This is a genomic window from Pseudomonas sp. AL10, assembly GCF_029960685.1.
Lineage (GTDB): Bacteria > Pseudomonadota > Gammaproteobacteria > Pseudomonadales > Pseudomonadaceae > Aquipseudomonas > Aquipseudomonas lactis.
The window spans coordinates 98,384-116,961 of the sequence record NZ_JASBQZ010000010.1; the positions used below are offsets into that span (position 1 = coordinate 98,384).

16 protein-coding genes are annotated in these 18,578 nt (G+C 61.4%); 9 read left to right on the forward strand and 7 right to left on the reverse strand.

The genetic code is table 11. The annotated features are described in order from the left end of the window. Positions 1 to 23 precede the first annotated feature (23 nt). From QK296_RS13070 to QK296_RS13090, 5 genes are all read right to left on the reverse strand, one after another. Complete coding sequence (locus QK296_RS13070; RefSeq protein WP_282391018.1) at positions 24 to 1,271, reverse strand: FAD-dependent oxidoreductase; 1,248 nt, start codon at positions 1,269 to 1,271, stop codon at positions 24 to 26. 2 nt (positions 1,272 to 1,273) lie between these two features. Next, entirely contained in the window at positions 1,274 to 2,845 is a 1,572-nt protein-coding gene (locus QK296_RS13075) for an aldehyde dehydrogenase (NADP(+)) (protein WP_282391019.1), read from the reverse strand. Positions 2,846 to 2,979: 134 nt separating this feature from the next. Then, a complete protein-coding gene (locus QK296_RS13080) occupies positions 2,980 to 3,927 on the reverse strand; it encodes a dihydrodipicolinate synthase family protein (protein ID WP_003191556.1) in 948 nt (315 codons plus the stop codon). A 37-nt stretch (positions 3,928 to 3,964) separates the two neighbouring features. Beyond that, positions 3,965 to 4,891, reverse strand: a complete 927-nt coding sequence (locus QK296_RS13085; protein WP_282391020.1) for a 4-hydroxyproline epimerase — start codon at positions 4,889 to 4,891, stop codon at positions 3,965 to 3,967. Between the two features lie 11 nt (positions 4,892 to 4,902). Then, entirely contained in the window at positions 4,903 to 6,528 is a 1,626-nt protein-coding gene (locus tag QK296_RS13090; RefSeq protein WP_003191553.1) for an APC family permease, read from the reverse strand. A gap of 187 nt (positions 6,529 to 6,715) precedes the next feature. Here QK296_RS13090 and QK296_RS13095 point away from each other — a divergent pair, with 187 nt between their 5' ends. Continuing rightward, positions 6,716 to 7,504, forward strand: coding sequence for an AraC family transcriptional regulator (locus tag QK296_RS13095; RefSeq protein WP_003191551.1), 789 nt, complete (start codon positions 6,716 to 6,718; stop codon positions 7,502 to 7,504). A gap of 185 nt (positions 7,505 to 7,689) precedes the next feature. Continuing rightward, the gene (gene treS / locus QK296_RS13100) at positions 7,690 to 9,753 is read left to right on the forward strand and encodes a maltose alpha-D-glucosyltransferase (RefSeq protein WP_282391021.1); all 2,064 of its coding nucleotides are present in this window, start codon (positions 7,690 to 7,692) and stop codon (positions 9,751 to 9,753) included. Between the two features lie 131 nt (positions 9,754 to 9,884). Here treS and QK296_RS13105 read toward each other — a convergent pair whose 3' ends face one another. Continuing rightward, complete coding sequence (locus QK296_RS13105; RefSeq protein ID WP_003191547.1) at positions 9,885 to 10,313, reverse strand: glycine zipper domain-containing protein; 429 nt, start codon at positions 10,311 to 10,313, stop codon at positions 9,885 to 9,887. 226 nt (positions 10,314 to 10,539) lie between these two features. Here QK296_RS13105 and QK296_RS13110 point away from each other — a divergent pair, with 226 nt between their 5' ends. Then, complete coding sequence (locus QK296_RS13110; protein WP_003191546.1) at positions 10,540 to 10,998, forward strand: Hsp20 family protein; 459 nt, start codon at positions 10,540 to 10,542, stop codon at positions 10,996 to 10,998. A 67-nt stretch (positions 10,999 to 11,065) separates the two neighbouring features. Here QK296_RS13110 and QK296_RS13115 read toward each other — a convergent pair whose 3' ends face one another. Next, positions 11,066 to 11,962 carry a LysR family transcriptional regulator gene (locus QK296_RS13115; protein WP_003191544.1) on the reverse strand — a complete coding sequence of 299 codons (897 nt, stop codon included), beginning with the start codon at positions 11,960 to 11,962 and terminating at the stop codon, positions 11,066 to 11,068. Positions 11,963 to 12,300: 338 nt separating this feature from the next. On the opposite strand from QK296_RS13115, the gene QK296_RS13120 reads away from it, so the two are divergent. The 6 genes from QK296_RS13120 (at position 12,301) to QK296_RS13145 (ending at position 18,575) form a co-directional block, all read left to right on the forward strand. Beyond that, entirely contained in the window at positions 12,301 to 12,990 is a 690-nt protein-coding gene (locus QK296_RS13120) for an isochorismatase family protein (protein WP_003191543.1), read from the forward strand. Positions 12,991 to 13,053: 63 nt separating this feature from the next. After that, complete coding sequence (gene ycaC, locus QK296_RS13125) at positions 13,054 to 13,680, forward strand: isochorismate family cysteine hydrolase YcaC (RefSeq protein ID WP_003191542.1); 627 nt, start codon at positions 13,054 to 13,056, stop codon at positions 13,678 to 13,680. Between the two features lie 174 nt (positions 13,681 to 13,854). Further along, positions 13,855 to 16,002 (forward strand): FUSC family protein, encoded by a 2,148-nt coding sequence (locus QK296_RS13130; RefSeq protein ID WP_282391022.1) that lies wholly within the window; start codon positions 13,855 to 13,857, stop codon positions 16,000 to 16,002. Beyond that, entirely contained in the window at positions 15,992 to 16,201 is a 210-nt protein-coding gene (locus QK296_RS13135) for a DUF1656 domain-containing protein (protein ID WP_003191536.1), read from the forward strand. Before QK296_RS13130 ends, QK296_RS13135 begins: the two co-directional genes overlap by 11 nt. Beyond that, a complete protein-coding gene (locus QK296_RS13140) occupies positions 16,198 to 17,154 on the forward strand; it encodes an HlyD family secretion protein (protein ID WP_003191534.1) in 957 nt (318 codons plus the stop codon). The genes QK296_RS13135 and QK296_RS13140 overlap by 4 nt, the downstream gene beginning before the upstream one ends. Further along, positions 17,154 to 18,575, forward strand: a complete 1,422-nt coding sequence (locus QK296_RS13145) for an OprD family outer membrane porin (protein ID WP_014718570.1) — start codon at positions 17,154 to 17,156, stop codon at positions 18,573 to 18,575. The genes QK296_RS13140 and QK296_RS13145 overlap by 1 nt, the downstream gene beginning before the upstream one ends. The last annotated feature ends 3 nt before the right edge of the window (positions 18,576 to 18,578 follow it).

The following is an 18,578-nucleotide window of genomic DNA, read 5'->3' on the forward strand; positions in this document are numbered from 1 at the left end:
CCCACATTTGGTTTTCGGTGTTTTCAGAAACGATCCAGCCGATAAGGCTGTAGTTCTGGCACCCGCTCACCCGCCGCAAGCTGCCCAACCCGCTCGGCTGTCACCGCTGCTTGTGTCAGCCCCAGATGCTGGTGACCGAACGCAAGCAGTACCTTGCCGTTGCACACCCGATCAATAATCGGCAGCGAGTCGGGCAGGGAAGGGCGAAACCCCATCCAGGGTGTGGCTTCGCTGTCGTTCAAGTCATGTCGCAACAGCCCTTTGCTCAACCGGTGTAACTGCCAGGCCCGTTGCATATTGGCCGGGCGGTCGAGGCCGGCGAATTCGACCGTGCCGGCCAGGCGCAGGCCACCGGTCATGGGCGTCATGATGAATTTGCGCTCCAGCGAAGTGACCGCGAATGGCAGGCGCTGTTGTTCGTGGGGCAGCATCAGGTGGTAACCGCGTTCGGTGTCCAGTGGCACCTGTTTGCCGGTGAGTGCGGCGGTGAGTTTGGCCGAATGGGCGCCGCAGGCGATCAGCACGTGCGGTGCTGTCAGTACGCCTTGGTCGGTCATCAGGGAAACGCCGCTGCCCTCCAGGCGCGCATCCAGAACCCGCTGCTGAAGAAATTGCACCCCCTCGGCCTTGGCTGCGTTCACCAGTTCGCCAACCACCATGTACGGGTCCAGAAAGTGTCCGGTAGCCGGGAAGAACAAACCGCCTTGTATGGCGTCGCTCAGTTGCGGCGCAGCCTTGCGCACCGCATCGCCGCTCCAGGACTCCACGGCGACGCCTTGCTGCCTCATGCGTTGCTGCACTGCATCCAGTGCAGCGCGGGATTCGGCGCGCTCAAACACCAATAGCGAACCGTCTTCACGCAGCAATTGAGCTTGTCCAATCGATTGCAGCAAGCGTTGCCACGCGCCCAGGCTGCCTTCGTTCAGCGCGCGAAGGCCGGCCACGGTGCGCTGATAACGCGCTGGCCGCAGGTTCAACAGCAGGCGGATAAACCAGGGCAGGGCGCGGGGCAGGTAGGCCCAGTCCAGGCGCAGTGGGCCCATGGGGTCCAGGAGCATGGCGGGCAAGCGCTTGAGGATTGACAAGTCGGCGATGGGGAAGACTTGCTCCGTCGCCAGGTGGCCCGCGTTGCCGTAGGAGGCGCCCATGCCGGGTGCCTGCGCGTCGAGCACGACGACTCGCCGGCCTTGGCGTGCCAACTGCAAGGCGCAGGCGACGCCGATAATGCCGGCGCCGACTACTACGATGTCTGCTTGATTGGGATCGGCCATGGTTATGCTTCTCGTTGGCCGTCGAGCAGGCGCCGCAACCGCAGCGGGTTGTCGTGCTGTAGGGCGGCGGGCAGCAAGGCGTCCGGGAAATCCTGATAACACACCGGGCGCAGGAACCGCAGGATCGCCGCCGTGCCCACCGAGGTGCTGCGTGCGTCCGAAGTCGCCGGAAAGGGACCGCCATGCACCATGGCGTCGCACACTTCTACACCAGTCGGCCAGCCGTTCACCAGCAGACGCCCAGCCTTGCGCTCCAGCACCGGCAGCAGTGCCCGTGCGTGTGGCAGGTCTGAGTCATTCATCTGCAGGGTGGCGGTGAGTTGGCCTTCCAGGTGTTCGGACACCTGGCGCATGTGCTCGACATCGCGGCATGCCACCACCAGCGAGGCGGCGCCGAATACTTCGGATTGCAGCTGTTCGTTGTTCAGGAACGCCTCGGCCTGGGTCACGAACAGATGGGCCTGGCCCAGGTTCGGCCCGGTCGCTGGCATGCCCTTGGCGGCGATGTTGGCGTGCTGGGCCAGGGCCTTCACGCCGGTTTCATAGGCGCTGAAAATACCCGGTGTGAGCATGGTCTGGGACGGGCAACGCGAGAGCCGCTCACTGGCGGACTGGATAAAATGGTCCAGAGCGGCGCCTTGCAGGGCGATCACCAGGCCAGGGTTGGTGCAGAACTGGCCGGCGCCTTGGGTCAGCGACGCCACGAACCCTTCGGCCAAGGCTTCGCACCTAGTTTCAAGTGCAGCAGGAAACAGGTATACCGGGTTGATCGAGCTCATTTCCGCGTACACCGGGATCGGCTCCGCGCGTGCCTGCGCCGCTTGGCAGAGGGCAATGCCGCCACTGCGCGAACCGGTAAAGCCCACAGCCTTGATGCGCGGGTCGCTCACCAGTGCGATACCCACCTCGTTACCCGCACCATAGAGCAGTGAAAACACACCCTCCGGCAAACCGCAGTGTTTCACCGCCTGGGCGATGGCGCGGCCCACCAGTTCGCTGGTGCCGGGGTGGGCGTTATGCGCCTTGACGATCACCGGGCAACCGGCGGCAAGGGCCGACGCGGTATCGCCGCCCGCCACGGAGAAGGCCAGAGGGAAGTTGCTGGCACCGAACACCGCCACCGGGCCCAGAGCGATATGGCGCTGGCGCAGGTCGGCGCGGGGCAGAGGTAGGCGCTGGGGCTGTGCGGTATCGACGCGCACGTCGAGCCATTCGCCCAGGCGCACGGTGCGCGCAAAAGCGCGCAGTTGCCCGCAGGTACGGCCGCGTTCACCTTCAATGCGTGCGCGAGGCAAGCCGGTTTCGGCGCAGGCGCGTTCGACCAGCTCATCACCCAAGGCTTCGATGTGGGTGGCGATCGTTTCAAGCAACGTGGCGCGATCTGCCAAGGGGGTTTCGCGGTAAGCGTCAAACGCGGCCCACGCGAGTGCGCAGGCCTGTTCTACGTGCTGCTCATCCCCGCCAGCGTAGGCGGGTTCCAGTGGGGCGTTGGTGGCGGGATTGATCGCGCGGATCGCATCGCGATGGCCGGATATGGATTGCTGACCGATCAGCAGCTTGCCTGTCAGAGTCATGGTGAAATCCTGGAAAACAAAAGAGGTGTTGTAGGAGCGAGCTTGCTCGCGAAAAACGTGCCTACAACGCGTTCGTTCAGGGTGAGCGCGTTATCGTTAACGTTCTTCGCGAGCAAGCTCGCTCCTACAAAGAATCAAGCGGCGTTCTGTTCTGCCGACCAGTTGGCATACCACTGGCGGAACAGCGCGTATTGCTGCTCGGCATAGCGGCGCTGGGCCGCGCTGAGCGCGTCGGTTTCGTTGAAGTGCAGGGCGTAACCCTGGTCGCCGTTGAGCACCATCAAATGCTTGTAATACAGCACCAGGTCGCAGCCCTCGTCGAACGATGACAACACCGCTAGCGCAGCTTCCAATTCGCGGGCCTGGCGACGCGCCTTGGCATCGCCCTTGGCGGCCTTTTTGCTCAGGGCTACCAGTTGCAGCACTTCGCGTGGTAGTGCATTGCCGATGCCGGTAATGGCGCCGGTGGCGTTGCAGTTGACGAAGCCGTGGACCACTTGGGTATCGACGCCGACCATCAGGGTCACATCATCATCCTGGGAGGTGATGTTTTCCGCGGCGTAGCGCAGGTCGGCGGCGCCGCCGAACTCCTTGAAGCCGATCAGGTTCGGGTGTTCGCGACGCAGTTCGAAGAACAGGTCGGCGCGGGTGGCGAAACCGTAGTAGGGGCTGTTGTAGATCACCGCCGGCAGGTTGGGGGCGGCGTTGAGGATCGCTGCAAAGTGGGCCTTTTGCGCAGTGACCGAAGCACCTCGGGACAGCACGCGGGGAATCACCATCAAACCATGGGCGCCGACTTTGGCGGCATGGGCTGCGTGGGATACGGCTTCACGGCTGTTCACCGCACCGGTGCCGACGATGGTTGGCACACCCGCCGCCACCAGGCGCGCCACGCCTTCCTGGCGCTGGGCCTCGGTGAGTAGCGGCCAGTCGCCCATGGAACCGCAATACACCACGGCACTCATGCCGATGTCGATCAGCTCGCGGCCCTTGGCGACGAGGGCGTCGAAGTCTGGTTGGCGCTCGGCGGTGCAAGGGGTCATCAGGGCGGGCATGCAGCCGGTGAAGATGTTGTCGCTCATGGTGCTAACTCCGGTTTCAGTTGAATTGATCAAGGGCTCAGATGCCCCAGGCAAACGGGTCTTGTTCGTCGATCAGCAGGGTGCCGTCGGCGGTCATGTAGGCGCGGCCGGTGATGAAGGGGCGTACGCGTTCGCCGTCCCACTCATAGCGGCCGAGGAATTGGCTGCCGGTGATGCTGGCTTGTACCCAGGGTTCTCCTGCGGCCAGTTTTGCGTCGGCGGCCAGGCAGGCGAGCTTGGCGCTGGTGCCGGTGCCGCAGGGGGAGCGGTCATAGGCTTTGCCAGGGCACATCACAAAGTTGCGGCTGTCGGCGTGGGCGTCGTCGGCGAACAGTTCGATATGGTCGATCAGCGCACCGTCTGCGCCACGGATGCCTTGGGCTTCGAGGGCCTTGAGCATCGCCCAGGTGTAGTCGGTCAGGGCCTCCACGTTATCCATCTGCAACTCATGGCCGTGGTCCGACACCAGGAAGAACCAGTTGCCGCCCCAAGCGATGTCGCCCAGCACCACGCCGTGCCCAGGCACCTCAACCGGCACCTGTTTGCGATAGCGGTAAGCGGGCACATTGCGCAGGGTCACGCTGCCGTCGTCGTGCAAGGTGGCCGCGACCGGGCCGACCGGCGTATCGAGGCTGTGCACGCCCGGTTGGATCAGCCCCAGGTGGTGCAGCGAGGCAACCAGGCCGATGGTGCCGTGGCCGCACATGCCCAGGTAGCCGGCGTTGTTGAAGAAGATCACCCCGCAGGTCGCCCCCGGCGTGACGGGCGCGCAGTACAGCGCGCCCACCAGTACATCGTTGCCCCGTGGCTCCAGCAGGCAGGCGCGGCGCCATTGATCGTGGTGGATGCGCAGGTGTTCCAGTTGGCCGGCGATCGTGTCGCCAACCAGCGCGGGGAAACCGCTCATGACCAGGCGCGTAGGTTCACCGCCGGTGTGCGAGTCAATCACGTGCAGCCGTTTCATAAGGCGCTCCATCAGTGGGTGGTCGGGGACAGTGGGGCGCTGTAGTGCGCGTCGCTGACGGCTTCGCTTTCATCCTCTTCCTGCTCCAGGCGCACCAAATGGGCGGGCACGCCGGTGGCGGCGCCCCAGTAGTAGATGCCCAGGGCGCAGGCCGCCACCACCAGGGTGTCAAACGGGTGGCTGATCACACCGATGCCGCCAAAGCTGCCGAGTTTGGAGAGCAGGATGGTCACGGCGTAGAAGCCGATCAGCCAGGCCGAAGAGCGCACTTGTTGCTTGAGGTTCAGGTGCGCGGTCGGCACCCAGCGTGCACACAACAGGTACACCACAAACATCAGGATTTGCAGGCCCAGCAGCCAGGACACCGTGCTCCAGCCCGACCAGTACACGATCAGCGCAGCGATGATGAAGGACAGCGGGCCCAGCACCGCCATGCCCTTGACCCGAAACGGGCGCGCCATGTCGGGTGCATTGCGGCGCAGGGCGGCGACCGTCACCGGGGCCACGGCATAACTGAGGATTAGGGCTGCGGACACCACGTTGATCAGCGCTTCCCAGGACGGGAACGGCAAGGTCCAGAACACCGACAGCCCAAAGGTCAGCCACAGCGCCGGGCGCGGGATGCCGGACTTTTCATCGATGCGCGTGAAGACCTTGAAGAAGGTGCCGGTCTGCGCCCAGCCATACACCACGCGCGGGGTGGCGTTCATGTAGATATTGCCGCAGCCGCTGGGGGAGATCACCGCATCGGCCACCACCAGGTAGGCCAGCCAGCCCACGCCCAGCGCCAGGGCGATATCGCGATAGGGCAGGGCCAGTTCCTTGCTGATGCCGGCCCAGCCATTGGCGAGCATTTCGGTAGGCACGCCGCCGAGGAACGCGGTTTGCAGCAGCACATAAATGGCGGTCGACAGCAGGACCGAGAGGATCAGGGCGATGGGGATGGTGCGCTGTGGATTTTTCACTTCGCTGGCCACCGAAATGATCGGCGTGAGCCCCAGATAGGCAAAGATCACCCCGCCTGCGGACACGGCCATCTCGATGCCCGACAAGCCGAACGGTGCAAAGCCATGCACCTGGAAGTTCGCAGGCTTGAAGAAGGTGAACAGCACGCCGATCACCAGCAACGGCACGATGAACTTGAACACGCTCACCAGGTTATTGGCGATGGCAAAGGTCTTCACGCTGCGGTAATTGAGCACAAAGAACAGGCACAGCAAGGCAAATTGCACCAGCCAGCCCAGGGTGGTCGGGTCGCTGGAGCCGGCCTTGGTCAGCTGGGGAAACCAGGCTGCCGCATACTGGCGCGAGGCGACCACTTCAATCGCCACCAGGCTGGAAAACGCGATCAGCGTGATAAAGCCCATCAGGTAGCCCAGCAGCGGGCCATGGGAGTACACCGGGTAGCGCACCACGCCACCGGCGCGGGGCAGGGCGGCGCCGAGTTCGCAGTAGACAATGCCCAGCAGCAGCACGGCGAAACCACCGAGCAACCAGGAAAAAATCCCCGCCGGGCCTGCGATGGCAGACACGTGGCTGGCGGCGAACAACCAACCCGAACCGAAGATGGCCCCCAACCCGATAAAGGTGAGGTCCATCAGTGACAGCTGTTTCTTGAACTTGCCTTGGCCTGACATAGCGGCGCCTTCTTGTGAGTTATTGGATAGGCATGCAGTGGCGCTATCCTGAACCCACAGGCCTGGCTGAGGATTGATGTTTTATGCGGCGATGGATGACGAATTCAGCACAATTTGCCGCGCTCGACAGCGCTCGCCCCATGGCGCAATCTGCTGGCTGTCGACGAATAAAAGGGCAGATAAAGTCATGTTGCAGAGCGCGTTCGCGAGCCTTTTCCAGGGCAGCCGACCCCACAGCATCGAGCAGTTATTGAGCGGGGTAGAGCAGTTGCTGCCGATGCTTGATGTACTGCCCAATGCCGCGATTTTCATCAAGGACATCGACGCCCGCTACGTGCTCGCCAACCGTACCCTGGTGCAACGCTGCGGCCTCAAGCAGCTGCAACCGCTGCTGGGCAAGACCAGCGCCGAAGTGTTTCCCGCGCAATTGGGCCCCGGCTATACCGAACAAGACCGTCGTGTGCTGAGGCAGGGCCTGGTGTTGGAAGACCAACTCGAATTGCACCTCTACGGCACCCGCGAACCCGGCTGGTGCCTGACCCACAAGTGGCCGCTGTACAACCGGCTCGGCGCGATCATCGGCCTGGCCGGGATCTCGGTAGACCTGCAATCAGCCAGCGAAACCCACCCGGCCTATCAGCGCCTGGCGGCGGTGGACGAACACATCCGCAGCCACTTCAACCGCCGCGTCACCCTGGGTGAATTGACCCGCATCGCCGGGATTTCCGTGGCGCAACTGGAACGCTACTGCAAGCGCGTGTTCCACCTCACGCCCCGGCAAATGATCCAGAAAGTCCGGCTGGAACATGCCCGGCGGTTGTTGCATACCGAGTTGCCGATTACCGAGGTGGCGCTGCAATGCGGGTATACCGACCACAGTGCGTTTACCCGGCAGTTCAAGTCTTCTACCGGGTTCACCCCGAGGCAGTACCGGCAAGCCACGCAAGGCGGCAGCGCAGGTGAATGTCTTCTGTAGGAGCGAGCTTGCTCGCGAAAAACCTCAACGATAACGCGGGCGTCCTGAATCAACGCGGCGCCTGTGGGTTTTTCGCGAGCAAGCTCGCTCCTACAGGGTAAGCGTTCTATTGCGATGCAACGAATGGCGCCCACGCCCCTCATATGCTTACACCGACCCTTTTCACCACGACAGGTACCGAGCTTATGACCGCGGCGAATAACGATCATGTGAACTGGCTGGTGCAACATTCCATGCTCCACGCAGCGCGGCAGCGGGCCAAGCTCTATTCGGGGCAAGGGCGCTTGTGGCAGCAGCCCTATGCACAGACCCGGCCGCGTGACGCTTCAGCCTTGTCGTCCGTGTGGTTCACTGCCTACCCCGCGTCGATTATCACCCGCGAAGGCGGCACCGTGCTGGAAGCGTTGGGGGACGAAACCCTGTGGCATACCCTGTCCAAAATCGGTATCCAGGGCATTCACAACGGCCCGTTGAAGAAGTCCGGTGGCTTGTCTGGTACCGAGCACACGCCGACCATCGACGGCAATTTCGACCGCATCAGCTTCGACATCGACCCGCAACTGGGCACCGAGGCGCAGTTACAGGCATTGACGCGCATGGCCGCCGCGCACAATGCGGTGATCATCGACGACGTGATCCCGTCCCATACCGGCAAGGGCGCGGACTTTCGCCTGGCTGAGATGGCCTATGAGGACTATCCGGGGCTCTACCATATGGTGGAAATCCGTGAGGAAGACTGGTCGTTGCTGCCGGATGTCGCCGAAGGCCGCGATGCACAGAACCTCAGCCCGCAACAGGTGGATGCGCTGCGCGACAAGCACTACATCGTCGGCCAGTTGCAGCGGGTGATCTTCTTCGAGCCGGGGGTAAAGGAAACTGACTGGAGCGCCACGCCGCAAGTGGTCGGCGTAGACGGCAAACCACGGCGTTGGGTGTACCTGCATTACTTCAAGGAAGGCCAGCCGTCGCTCAATTGGCTGGATCCCTCGTTCGCGGCTCAGCAGATGATCATCGGCGACGCGCTGCACGCCATTGATGTGATGGGCGCGAAGATCCTGCGCCTGGACGCCAACGGGTTTCTCGGTGTAGAGCGCAAGTTGGACGGTACGGCCTGGTCGGAAAGCCACCCGCTGTCGATCACCGGCAACCAGTTGCTCGGCGGGGCGATTCGCAAGGCCGGTGGTTTCAGTTTCCAGGAACTCAACCTGACTGTGGACGACATCGCCTCCATGTCCCATGGCGGCGCCGACCTGTCCTATGATTTCATCACCCGGCCTGCCTACCAGCACGCGTTGTTGATGGGCGACACAGAATTTCTGCGCCTGATGCTGCGCCAGATGCACACGCTGGGTATCGACCCAGGATCGCTGATCCACGCGCTACAGAACCACGATGAACTGACCCTGGAACTGGTGCACTTCTGGACGCTGCACGCCCACGACAGCTTCATGTTCCAGGGGCAGACCTTCCCCGGCAACATCCTGCGCGAGCATATCCGCGAGCAGATGTACGAACGCCTGACCGGCGAACATGCGCCGTATAACCTCAAGTTCGTGACCAACGGCGTGTCCTGCACCACCGCCAGTATCATCACCGCAGCCCTGGGTATTCGTGACCTGGAGGCGATCACCCCGGCGGATATCCAGCAGATTCGCCAGATCCACTTGCTGCTGGTGATGTACAACGCCATGCAACCTGGGGTGTTTGCCTTGTCCGGCTGGGACCTGGTGGGCGCACTGCCGTTGGCGGCCGAAGACGTGGCGCACCTGATGGCCGATGGCGACACGCGCTGGATCCACCGTGGCGCCTATGATCTGGTGGACCTGAACCCCGACGCCGAGCTGTCGGCGGGGCAAATGCCGCGCTCCAAAAGCCTGTATGGCAGCCTGAACAGCCAACTGCAGGATCCAGAGTCCTTTGCCTCCCAACTGCAAAAAATCCTCGCCGTGCGCCGCGCCTACGACATCGCCGCGAGCCGCCAGATCCTGGTGCCAGATGTCGAGCACCCAGGCTTGTTGATCATGGTTCACGAACTGCCGGCGGGTAAGGGCACGCAAATCACTGCGTTGAACTTCGGTGCCACGCCGATCACCGAAACCTTGCACCTGCCCAACATCGCACCGGGGCCGGTGGTAGATATCATCAATGAGCGGGTGGAGGGAGATTTGACCGAGGAGGGCGCGTTCACGATCACGCTGGACGCTTATGAAGGGCTGGCGTTGCGGGTGGTGAGCAGCACGCCGATGTAAAGGGATATTGGCCCGGCGTAGGAGCGAGCTTGCTCGCGAAAAACGTCAACGATAACGCGTGCTTCCTGAATAAACGCGGCGTCTGTGAGTTTTTCGCGAGCAAGCTCGCTCCTACAGGGTAAACCAGAGGATCAGTGGTGCTTGTTCTTGTGCTTATGCTTGTTGCCTTTATGCTTGCCACCACTTGAGCGATGACCGCTCTCGTCATCGGCCAGGTTGTTACCCAACGCGCCGCCGGCTGCGCCGCCCACGCCCGCGCCAATGGTCGACCCGGTGCTACCGCCCAGGCGATTACCAATCAGCGAGCCGCCCGCCGAGCCCAAACCGCCGCCAATCGCCGCTTCGGTTTTATTACCTTTTTGCGCACCCACCGCACTCCCGGCTGCGCCACCTACGCCTGCACCGATGGCTGCACCGGTCGAGCCACCGAGCTGTTGGCCGACCACATTGCCCAACACGCCGCCTACACCGCCGCCCAGCGCGGCGGTACCATCTCCAGCGGCCAGGGCGCCTTGGGAGATCAGGATGCCCAATGCCAGGGCCGGGAATGTCATTTTCATTTTTTTGTACCTCAAGGGCTGTCTCAGGCGCTCACGGGGTAAAGCACGCCTGGCAATGTGATTAGAGCACAGGCCGCCGCACTAGGGTTTCGGTGTTCGCCCCTTGCGCAAGAAAATTTTTATCAACCCTCTTGAATTCCTTTTGCGCGTCCATAAATTTTTGATCACGCGATGCCGAATCCGGGTCGCGTACTAAATCACTTGGAGAAACTCAGGAGATTTTAAAATGGCTACTACCCTGTCGTTGGCCCCACTGTTCCGTCAATCGGTGGGCTTTGATCGCTTCAATGACCTGTTCGAGTCGGCGCTGCGCAGCGAGGCTCCGAATTCCTATCCACCTCACAATGTGGAAAAGCACGGTGACGACGCGTACCGCATTGTCATCGCCGTGGCTGGCCTGACCGAGGAGGATCTGGATATCCAGGTCGAGAGGGGTGTATTGACGGTTTCTGGCGGTAAACGCGAAACCGACGATAAGGTCGCTTACCTGCACCAGGGCATTGCCCAACGTGCGTTCCGGTTGTCGTTCCGCTTGGCGGACCATATCGAAGTACGTGGCGCATCCCTGACCAACGGTTTGCTCAACATCGACCTGCTGCGTGAAGTGCCTGAAGAGGCCAAGCCAAAACGCATCATGATTGGTGGCGAGGCCAAACCTGAACTGCGTCAGGTCAGCTTGCAGTAAAACAATCGGCGGTAAAAAAGGCGCTCTGCGGAGCGCCTTTTTTGTGTGCGCTGCAAACCCAGGCCCGCTAAGCCTGGGTATTGGGCGCAAACAACTGCCTGGCCTCGGCAAAGCATTTTTCTGCGATGGCCGAGCGCGGTTCGGTCTTGCGCATCACCATGCCCAGGGGGGCAAGGACGCTGGCATCCGGCAGGTGGATAAACGCCAGGTTCTCAATCGGGCTTTCCAGGCCACTGTCCAACGGCATGATCGCGCAGCAGAAGCCTTCGTGAATGGCCTGGAACAGTTGATAGGTGGAGTCGCTTTCCAGAATCGGCTGGGGATCGAGACCGCGGCTGCGGAAACTCAGGTCGATGGATTTTCGGTAGTGCATGCCATTGCTGATCATCCCCAGAGGCAGTTCGGCGGCTTCTTCCCAGCTCATCTGGGTGCCTTCGAAGTGGAAGTGGCGGGTGTCGTACAGCAGGCCGACACGGGTTTCGCCTAGTTCGAAAAACTCCAGGTAGTTGGGGCTGACGTGGTCCAGGTAGCACACGCCGAGGTCCAACTGGTTGGTGCCCAGGGCTTCGATGATTTTGTCCGAACTCATGGAGGTGAGGCTGAACTTGAGTTCCGGGAAGCTGTGGGACAAGCCCTGGATGAAGCTGATCGGGTTGAAGCCGCTCAGGGGCACCAGGCCCAGGCGCAGGTTACCGACTAACTGGCCGCGACACGCAGCGGCTTCGGCGAACAGGCCGTCGTGGGCGGCGAGTAAAGTCCTGGCCCAGGCAAGCACGCGTTCGCCGGCCTGGGTGAAGCCTTCGAAGCGTTGGCCGCGGGTCACCAGTTCCAGGCCCAGTTCTTCCTCCAGGTTGCGCAGGCGCATCGACAGGGTGGGCTGGGTGATGTTGCAGCGGGCGGCGGCCTGGCCGAAATGGCGGGTCTGCTCCAGCGCGATCAGGAATTTAAGTTGTTTGATGTCCATGAAGGCACCTGCCTGGAAATAAGTGAACGGTCATGATTGGCGCAAGTGCCTGAAATCCACGGGATGGAGCCGATGATCGCATTGTAACGACCGGCACGTCCAAGTGCCCTTGCCACCGTGCGGCTGCATTGTTCCATTTTTGAGATGGAGCGGCCCGTTTCAGCCACTACCTAACCCTGAACGCGATGATTAAGGTGGTTCCACTGTTTTTTTGGGTGGGCCTGCTGACACACGTCCAGGTCGTTGCCCAAGCGTGTCTGTACAGGAAGTGCAGGCACGGCCGGGCGCAGTTCCGGCGCACACGCCAGGGAGGTATCGCCAAGCAAGAGGAAATGCAAATGACTGCATCAGGTAACGCTGCAAACTTCAATGGTCAAAAGCCGACGATTGACCCCGCTGACACCGCCATGTTGCTGATCGACCACCAGAGTGGTCTGTTCCAGATCGTCAAGGACATTGATGTTCCTCAATTGCGCGCCAACGCCATCGCGCTGGCCAAGGCCGCAACCCTGCTGAAAATACCGGTTATCACCACCGCTTCGGTGCCGCAAGGACCCAACGGCCCGTTGATCCCGGAAATCCACGAAGCCGCGCCGCACGCCCAGTACGTGGCCCGCCGTGGCGAAATCAACGCGTGGGACAACCCGGAGTTTCATGCCGCCGTCAAAGCCACCGGCAAGAAGACCCTGGTGATCGCCGGCACCCTGACCAGCGTGTGCCTGGCGTTCCCATCGATTGCGGCGGTGCATGAAGGCTACAAGGTGTTCGCGGTGGTCGATGCCTCGGGCAACCACTCCAGGCTGGCCACCGACCTGACCGTTGCACGCCTGGCCCAGGCCGGCGTGGTGCCGATCGACATCATGGGCACGCTGTCGGAGTTGCAAGGCTCCTGGAACCGCCCGGATGCCCAGGAGTGGGCCAACGTCTACACCCAGGCCATGCCGCACTACCAGCTTCTCATCGAGAGCTACGTCAAGGCTCAGGAAGTGGCAAACAACCACGAAGTACTAGACTCACAGCGCAAGTAAACACGCTGGGTTCTTTACGGGGCGCCCACTCGGGGCGTCACCTTCTTTATCAGGAGTACCACGATGTCTACACCTTACGTTCGCTTGGACAAAGACAACGCCGCTGTGCTGTTGGTCGACCATCAGGCCGGCTTGCTGTCACTAGTCCGTGACATCGACCCGGACAAATTCAAGAACAACGTGCTGGCCCTGGCTGACTTGGCCAAGTACTTCAAGCTGCCGACCATCCTCACCACCAGTTTCGAAACCGGCCCCAATGGCCCGCTGGTGCCCGAGCTCAAGGCACTGTTCCCGGATGCGCCGTACATTGCGCGCCCAGGCCAGATCAACGCCTGGGACAACGAAGACTTCGTCAAGGCCATCAAGGCCACCGGCAAGAAACAATTGATCATTGCCGGCGTCGTGACCGAAGTGTGCGTGGCGTTCCCGGCGCTGTCGGCCCTGGCCGAAGGCTTTGAAGTGTTCGTGGTCACCGACGCCTCCGGCACTTTCAACGAACTGACCCAGCAGTCCGCCTGGGCCCGCATGTCGGCCAACGGCGCGCAACTGATGACCTGGTTTGGCCTGGCCTGTGAGCTGCACCGCGACTGGCGCAACGACATCGAGGGCTTGGGGACGTTGTTCTCCAACCACATTCCGGACTACCGCAACCTGTTCACCAGCTACAACGCCTTGACTGAAGGCAAGTAAGCCCGAGCATGGGGGCTGTGCTGCGACAGGCAGTCCTCATTTCAACCTAGCACCAGGTGCGTTCAGATGAGCATGAACCGGTTTCCAGCTAACGACCTGTTATGAATTGGGCGCAGCTTTTGACCAAAGGTTGTGTCTCGGTCCGCAGGCCTTGGCAGCCCGCTTGAGCCGTTTATGCAGCCCCTGATCAACTATTTCAAAGTGGTGTTCAATCCAGGTATGGGCGCGCTGCTATTTGCGTTGCGCACCGTTGCAGCTGGATTGTTGACCTTGTACCTGGCCTTCATCTTCGACCTAGACCAGCCAAAATGGTCAGTGATGGCGGTGATTATCGTCAGCCAACCCTTGGGTGGCATGGCGTTGCAGCGTAGTTTCTCACAGATTATCGGCACCCTGGTCGGCGCGGCAGTGGCGGTGCTGATCATGGGCGTTTTCCCCCAGGCACCGGTCCCATTCATTGTTACCTTGTCGCTGTGGCTGGCGTTCTGCACGGCGGGTGGCACGTTGCTGCGCTACACCAGTTCCCACGCCTTTGTGCTCAGCGGGTTCACGGCGGTCGTCGTTGGGCTGCTTGCTGTACCGGAGCAGGATAATACCTTGATGCTGGCGATCACCCGACTCACTGAGACGCTGTTGGCGGTTGCCTGTGTCGGCGTGGTCAGCCTGTTGACGGCGCGCCCGGAAGCGGTCGCCCGGGGGTACTTTGCCAAAGTAGATCAAGTCCTGAAATTGATGGCGGCCCATGCGGCGGCGGTGATTCGTACCGAGGAGAGCGAGGCCGATTTCCGTAAGCGCCAGATGCAGTTACTCGGAGAAATCAACGCACTGGAAGGCCTGCGCCGGCATTTGTATTTCGATGCGCCACGGTTGCGCAGTGCCAACGGCCTGGTGCAACTGCTGGGTAATCAATTGGTATTGCTGACTTCACGTCTGACAGTGCTGCGTCGTCAACGCACGCTGATCGATGAGCGTTGGCAAGGTGAGCTTCCCGAAGACATTCAACAGCTGCGCGCTGACGAACTCGCGTTCCTGGATGAGTTGGCAGTGGCGGGGCGTTCATTATCGACGCAGGCGCGCCAGCGCTTTAGCGTGTTGCAGCAGCGCTTTGACCAGCAGGCCAATAAGGTTGAGCAACGTGATGAGCCCATAACAGGTACGTTACGCGCGCTGGCGTGGGCCTTGCGTTGGGAGCAGGCCAGGCTGTTGCAACAACTGGAAGAGATCCTGCAACTGAGTGATGCCATTCAGGAGGGCCGTCCGGCCAACTGCCTGCACCGCCAGAGCCGGAGTAATCCGCTGTACCTGGACTGGCGCCTGGCGGGAATGAACGCTGCCCGTGCGTTTATTGCCTTGCTTGTGTGTGGATTGATCTGGATCGAAACGGCTTGGGATGGCGCCCGGGCAGGGATGATCCTGGTGGGAATTCTGTGCTCATTGATGGCGACCTTTCCACGGCCCTTGGCGGCAAGCCAGAACTACGCACGTGGGTTTGGCCTGTCGCTGGTGATTTCAGCGGTCTATCAGTTCATGCTGGTGCCCGCCATTGGCGACGTCGAAATGCTGCTGTTGATTCTGGCGCCGTTGCTCTATGTGATTGCTGTGGGCCTGGCCAGCCCACTGACTGCGGGGATAGGCATGGGCCTGGGGCTTTCGACCTTCCTGATGGTGGGCCCGCAGAATATCGGGGCCTGGCAAAACACCGCGAGTCAGTGGTTCGAATTTGCCGGTGCCTATATCGGAGCTTGCACCTTGTCGTTACTGGTGTACTCCTGGGTGTTTCCATTCAATCCGGCCCGGCGCATTCACCGTCTGTTCGATGAGAGCCGGGAGCAGGTCTACGTATTGCTCAAGACCTCAGCGACGGATCAGCAGCAGTTCGCCTTTGAAAGCCGGATGATGGATCGCCTGACCATGATGCTGGGTTTGTTGCCCTCGACCAAAGACCCGCGAGCCCATGCGCTGTTCGAGGTCACTCTGGCCTGCATGGCCCTGGGCGTGGCGTTGAACCAGCTCAAGCAACAAGGGCAGAACAATACATTGCTGACGGCGCAAACCCAGGCCCGTTTGCAGTCGGTTCTGGACCAGTCAGGCCGTTATGTGGCGGGAAGGCCCACCGTCGTCTGGCAGGCATTGACCGATGCATTGCGGCACCTGGGCGATGACCTGGACCAACTGCATGCCGCTGAGCTTTCGTCCGGGCATGAACAGCTCTGGTCGGTGTTTCGCATTCGCGTGGCACTGCTGATCGTTGCCTCGTTTATTGAGCGCTACCGCGAATTTCTTGAGCTCGATGAAAAAGGAGTGTCGTCTCTTGCACATTGATTTTGAGGTAGGTGGCGTCTACCTGCCGCCCATTGCGCAGGCTTTGTTGCTGGCGCTGCCGATTTTCATGGTGCTGGGCTGGTCCTTGCGTCGGCTGGGCGTGCTGCGGTTCGTGTGGCATGAGGCGCTGTTCGAAGGCGCGCTCTATGTCTGCGTGTGTGCTGTTGTGATTCTAGTAATGGGAGCCTCGTCACCTTGAAAAAATACATCGCCCAACTGATTACCCTGGCGGTTGTCTTGCTGGCGCTGGTCCTGGGCTGGTTCGCCTGGGAGCACTACACCCGTTCACCCTGGACTCGCGATGCCAGGGTGCGCGCTGATGTGGTGACCTTGTCGGCGGACGTCTCCGGGCTGATCGCCAGTTTGCGGGTGCAGGATAACCAGCATGTGAGCAAAGGGGACCTGCTACTGCAAATCGACCCGGCGCGCTATGCCCTGGCAGTCGAGCACGCACGACGCTCTGTTGAAGTGGCCCAGGCCGCAATGGGCCAGTCGGAGGCTGCAATCATTGCCAGCCAGGCGCAGCTCAAACAGCGCCAAAGTGAAGAGCGGCGCCGGCGTAGCCTCAAACAAGGGTTCGCCATCTCCGGTGAGGAGTGGGAGAAGTCCAATACCGACGTGGCTATCGCTCAGGCGCAGTTGCTCAGCAACCAGGCCAACCTGGGGCTGGCCCAAGCCAATGTGCAGCTGGCAAAGGCTGCCTTGACCCAGGCCGAACTCGACCTGCAGCGCACCCGGGTGGTGGCACCCGTCAGTGGTTATGTGACCAACCTGCTGACCCGCCAGGGCGATTACGCCAGTGCCGGCGGTGCCTTGCTGGCGTTGGTGGACAGCGATTCGTTTTATGTCAGTGGCTACTTTGAGGAAACCAAGTTACCGCGTATCGCACAAGGTAACCCAGTGCGGATCCAGTTGATGAGCGGCGAGACCTTTAGCGGAACCGTGCAGAGCATCGCCTTCGCCATCACCGACCGGGAGAACGCGCCTGGCAGTCGCTTGCTGGCCAACATCAACCCCAGCTACACCTGGGTCAAGCTGGCCCAGCGGGTCCCCGTAAGAATCAGGATCGATCCTGCCTATGCCGCCAAGGACCGCTTGCGCGCAGGCACTACGGCGACGGTGACGGTGCTTGAACAACAGGAGCAACGCTGATGAGTGTGTCATTGCGCCGGCTTATAAGGGTCTCAATCTCGCTGACTGTCTCGTTGTCGGCGACAGGGGCCTATGCCGATAACTCCATGGACCAGAGAGATAACCTCAGCACCGGTATCAATGAGCGCCAAAAGGCTGAGCTGTCGGTCACGCCGGGATTTGTCAGCGGCTCGTCTCTTAACGGCTTGCTGCGCAATTACTACCTGGGCCGCGATAATCACAACACACCGTCCAGGCGTGACCAGCGCGAATGGGTGCAGGGCGTGTACTTGTCCTTTCGTTCGGGATACACCGACACACCCATTGGTGTCGGGCTCGACGTGCATGGTTTTTATGGGCTCAAGCTGGATGGAGGAGGGGGCAGCGGCGGGGCCGGCTTGCTGCCGCTGGACTCAAAAGGCGCGTCGGAGTCTGACTTCTCGGCTGCGGGCGCGGCGCTCAAGTTGCGCGGGTTTGACAGCCTGATGCAGGCAGGTGATCAGTACCTAGAAAACCCGCTGATCGCCAGTGGCGTCAGCCGAGTCTTTCCCCAGACATTTCGTGGTGTCACGCTCAAGAACTACAGCCTGGAACACCTGACACTGGACACTGGCTGGATCGACTCAACACGCCAGCGCAACCAGAGCGGCCAAAGCCACTTGACCACCAGTTACGGCACCGGCAACAAGGCTGGGGTGGCCGCTGATCGTGAAAGCGCGTCCATGAGTTGGCTGGGCGGCGTCTACGCGGTGCCCGGCGCAATAACAGTGACCCTGTATGGCGGCCAATTGAGTGATATCTGGAACCAGTACTACGCCGGGGTCAGCCAGCCATTCAAGCTGACGCCTGGGCTTACGCTGACACCGTACCTGCGTTACTTCAAAACCCGCGATCAGGGCCAGCGCCAGTTGGGCCATATCGACAACAACACTTATAGCGGTGGCCTGACGCTGTCCGGCGCAGGCCAGAGCCTGACCCTGGGGCTGCAGAAGGTGGACGGCGACACGCCGTTCGACTACATGGTCCAGGACGACCGGACCTTCCTTTACCTGGGCAACTCCCAGCAATACGCAGACTTCAATGCACCTGGCGAAAAGTCCTGGAAGATTCAATACCAGACCAGCCTGGCGTTTATCAACGCGCCGGATTTCCAGCTCAGCACTTCATACACTCGCGGTGAAGCGGACCTGACCCGGGTCGATCCCAATAGCACGGGCTACGGCTACATCTATAACGCCGCCGGCAAAGATGCACACCATTGGGAGCGGGACGTTGCCCTGCGCTATGCCGTGCCAGACGGCAAGGCCAAAGGCTTGAATATCACCTTGCGCTGGGCCGCACACCGTTCGGCACAGGGGTATACCGCACCGGGCAACACCCGTGGCAATTCAAACGCCGATGAGTACCGGGTGATTGTCGATTACCCATTCAGTGTTTTCTAGTCG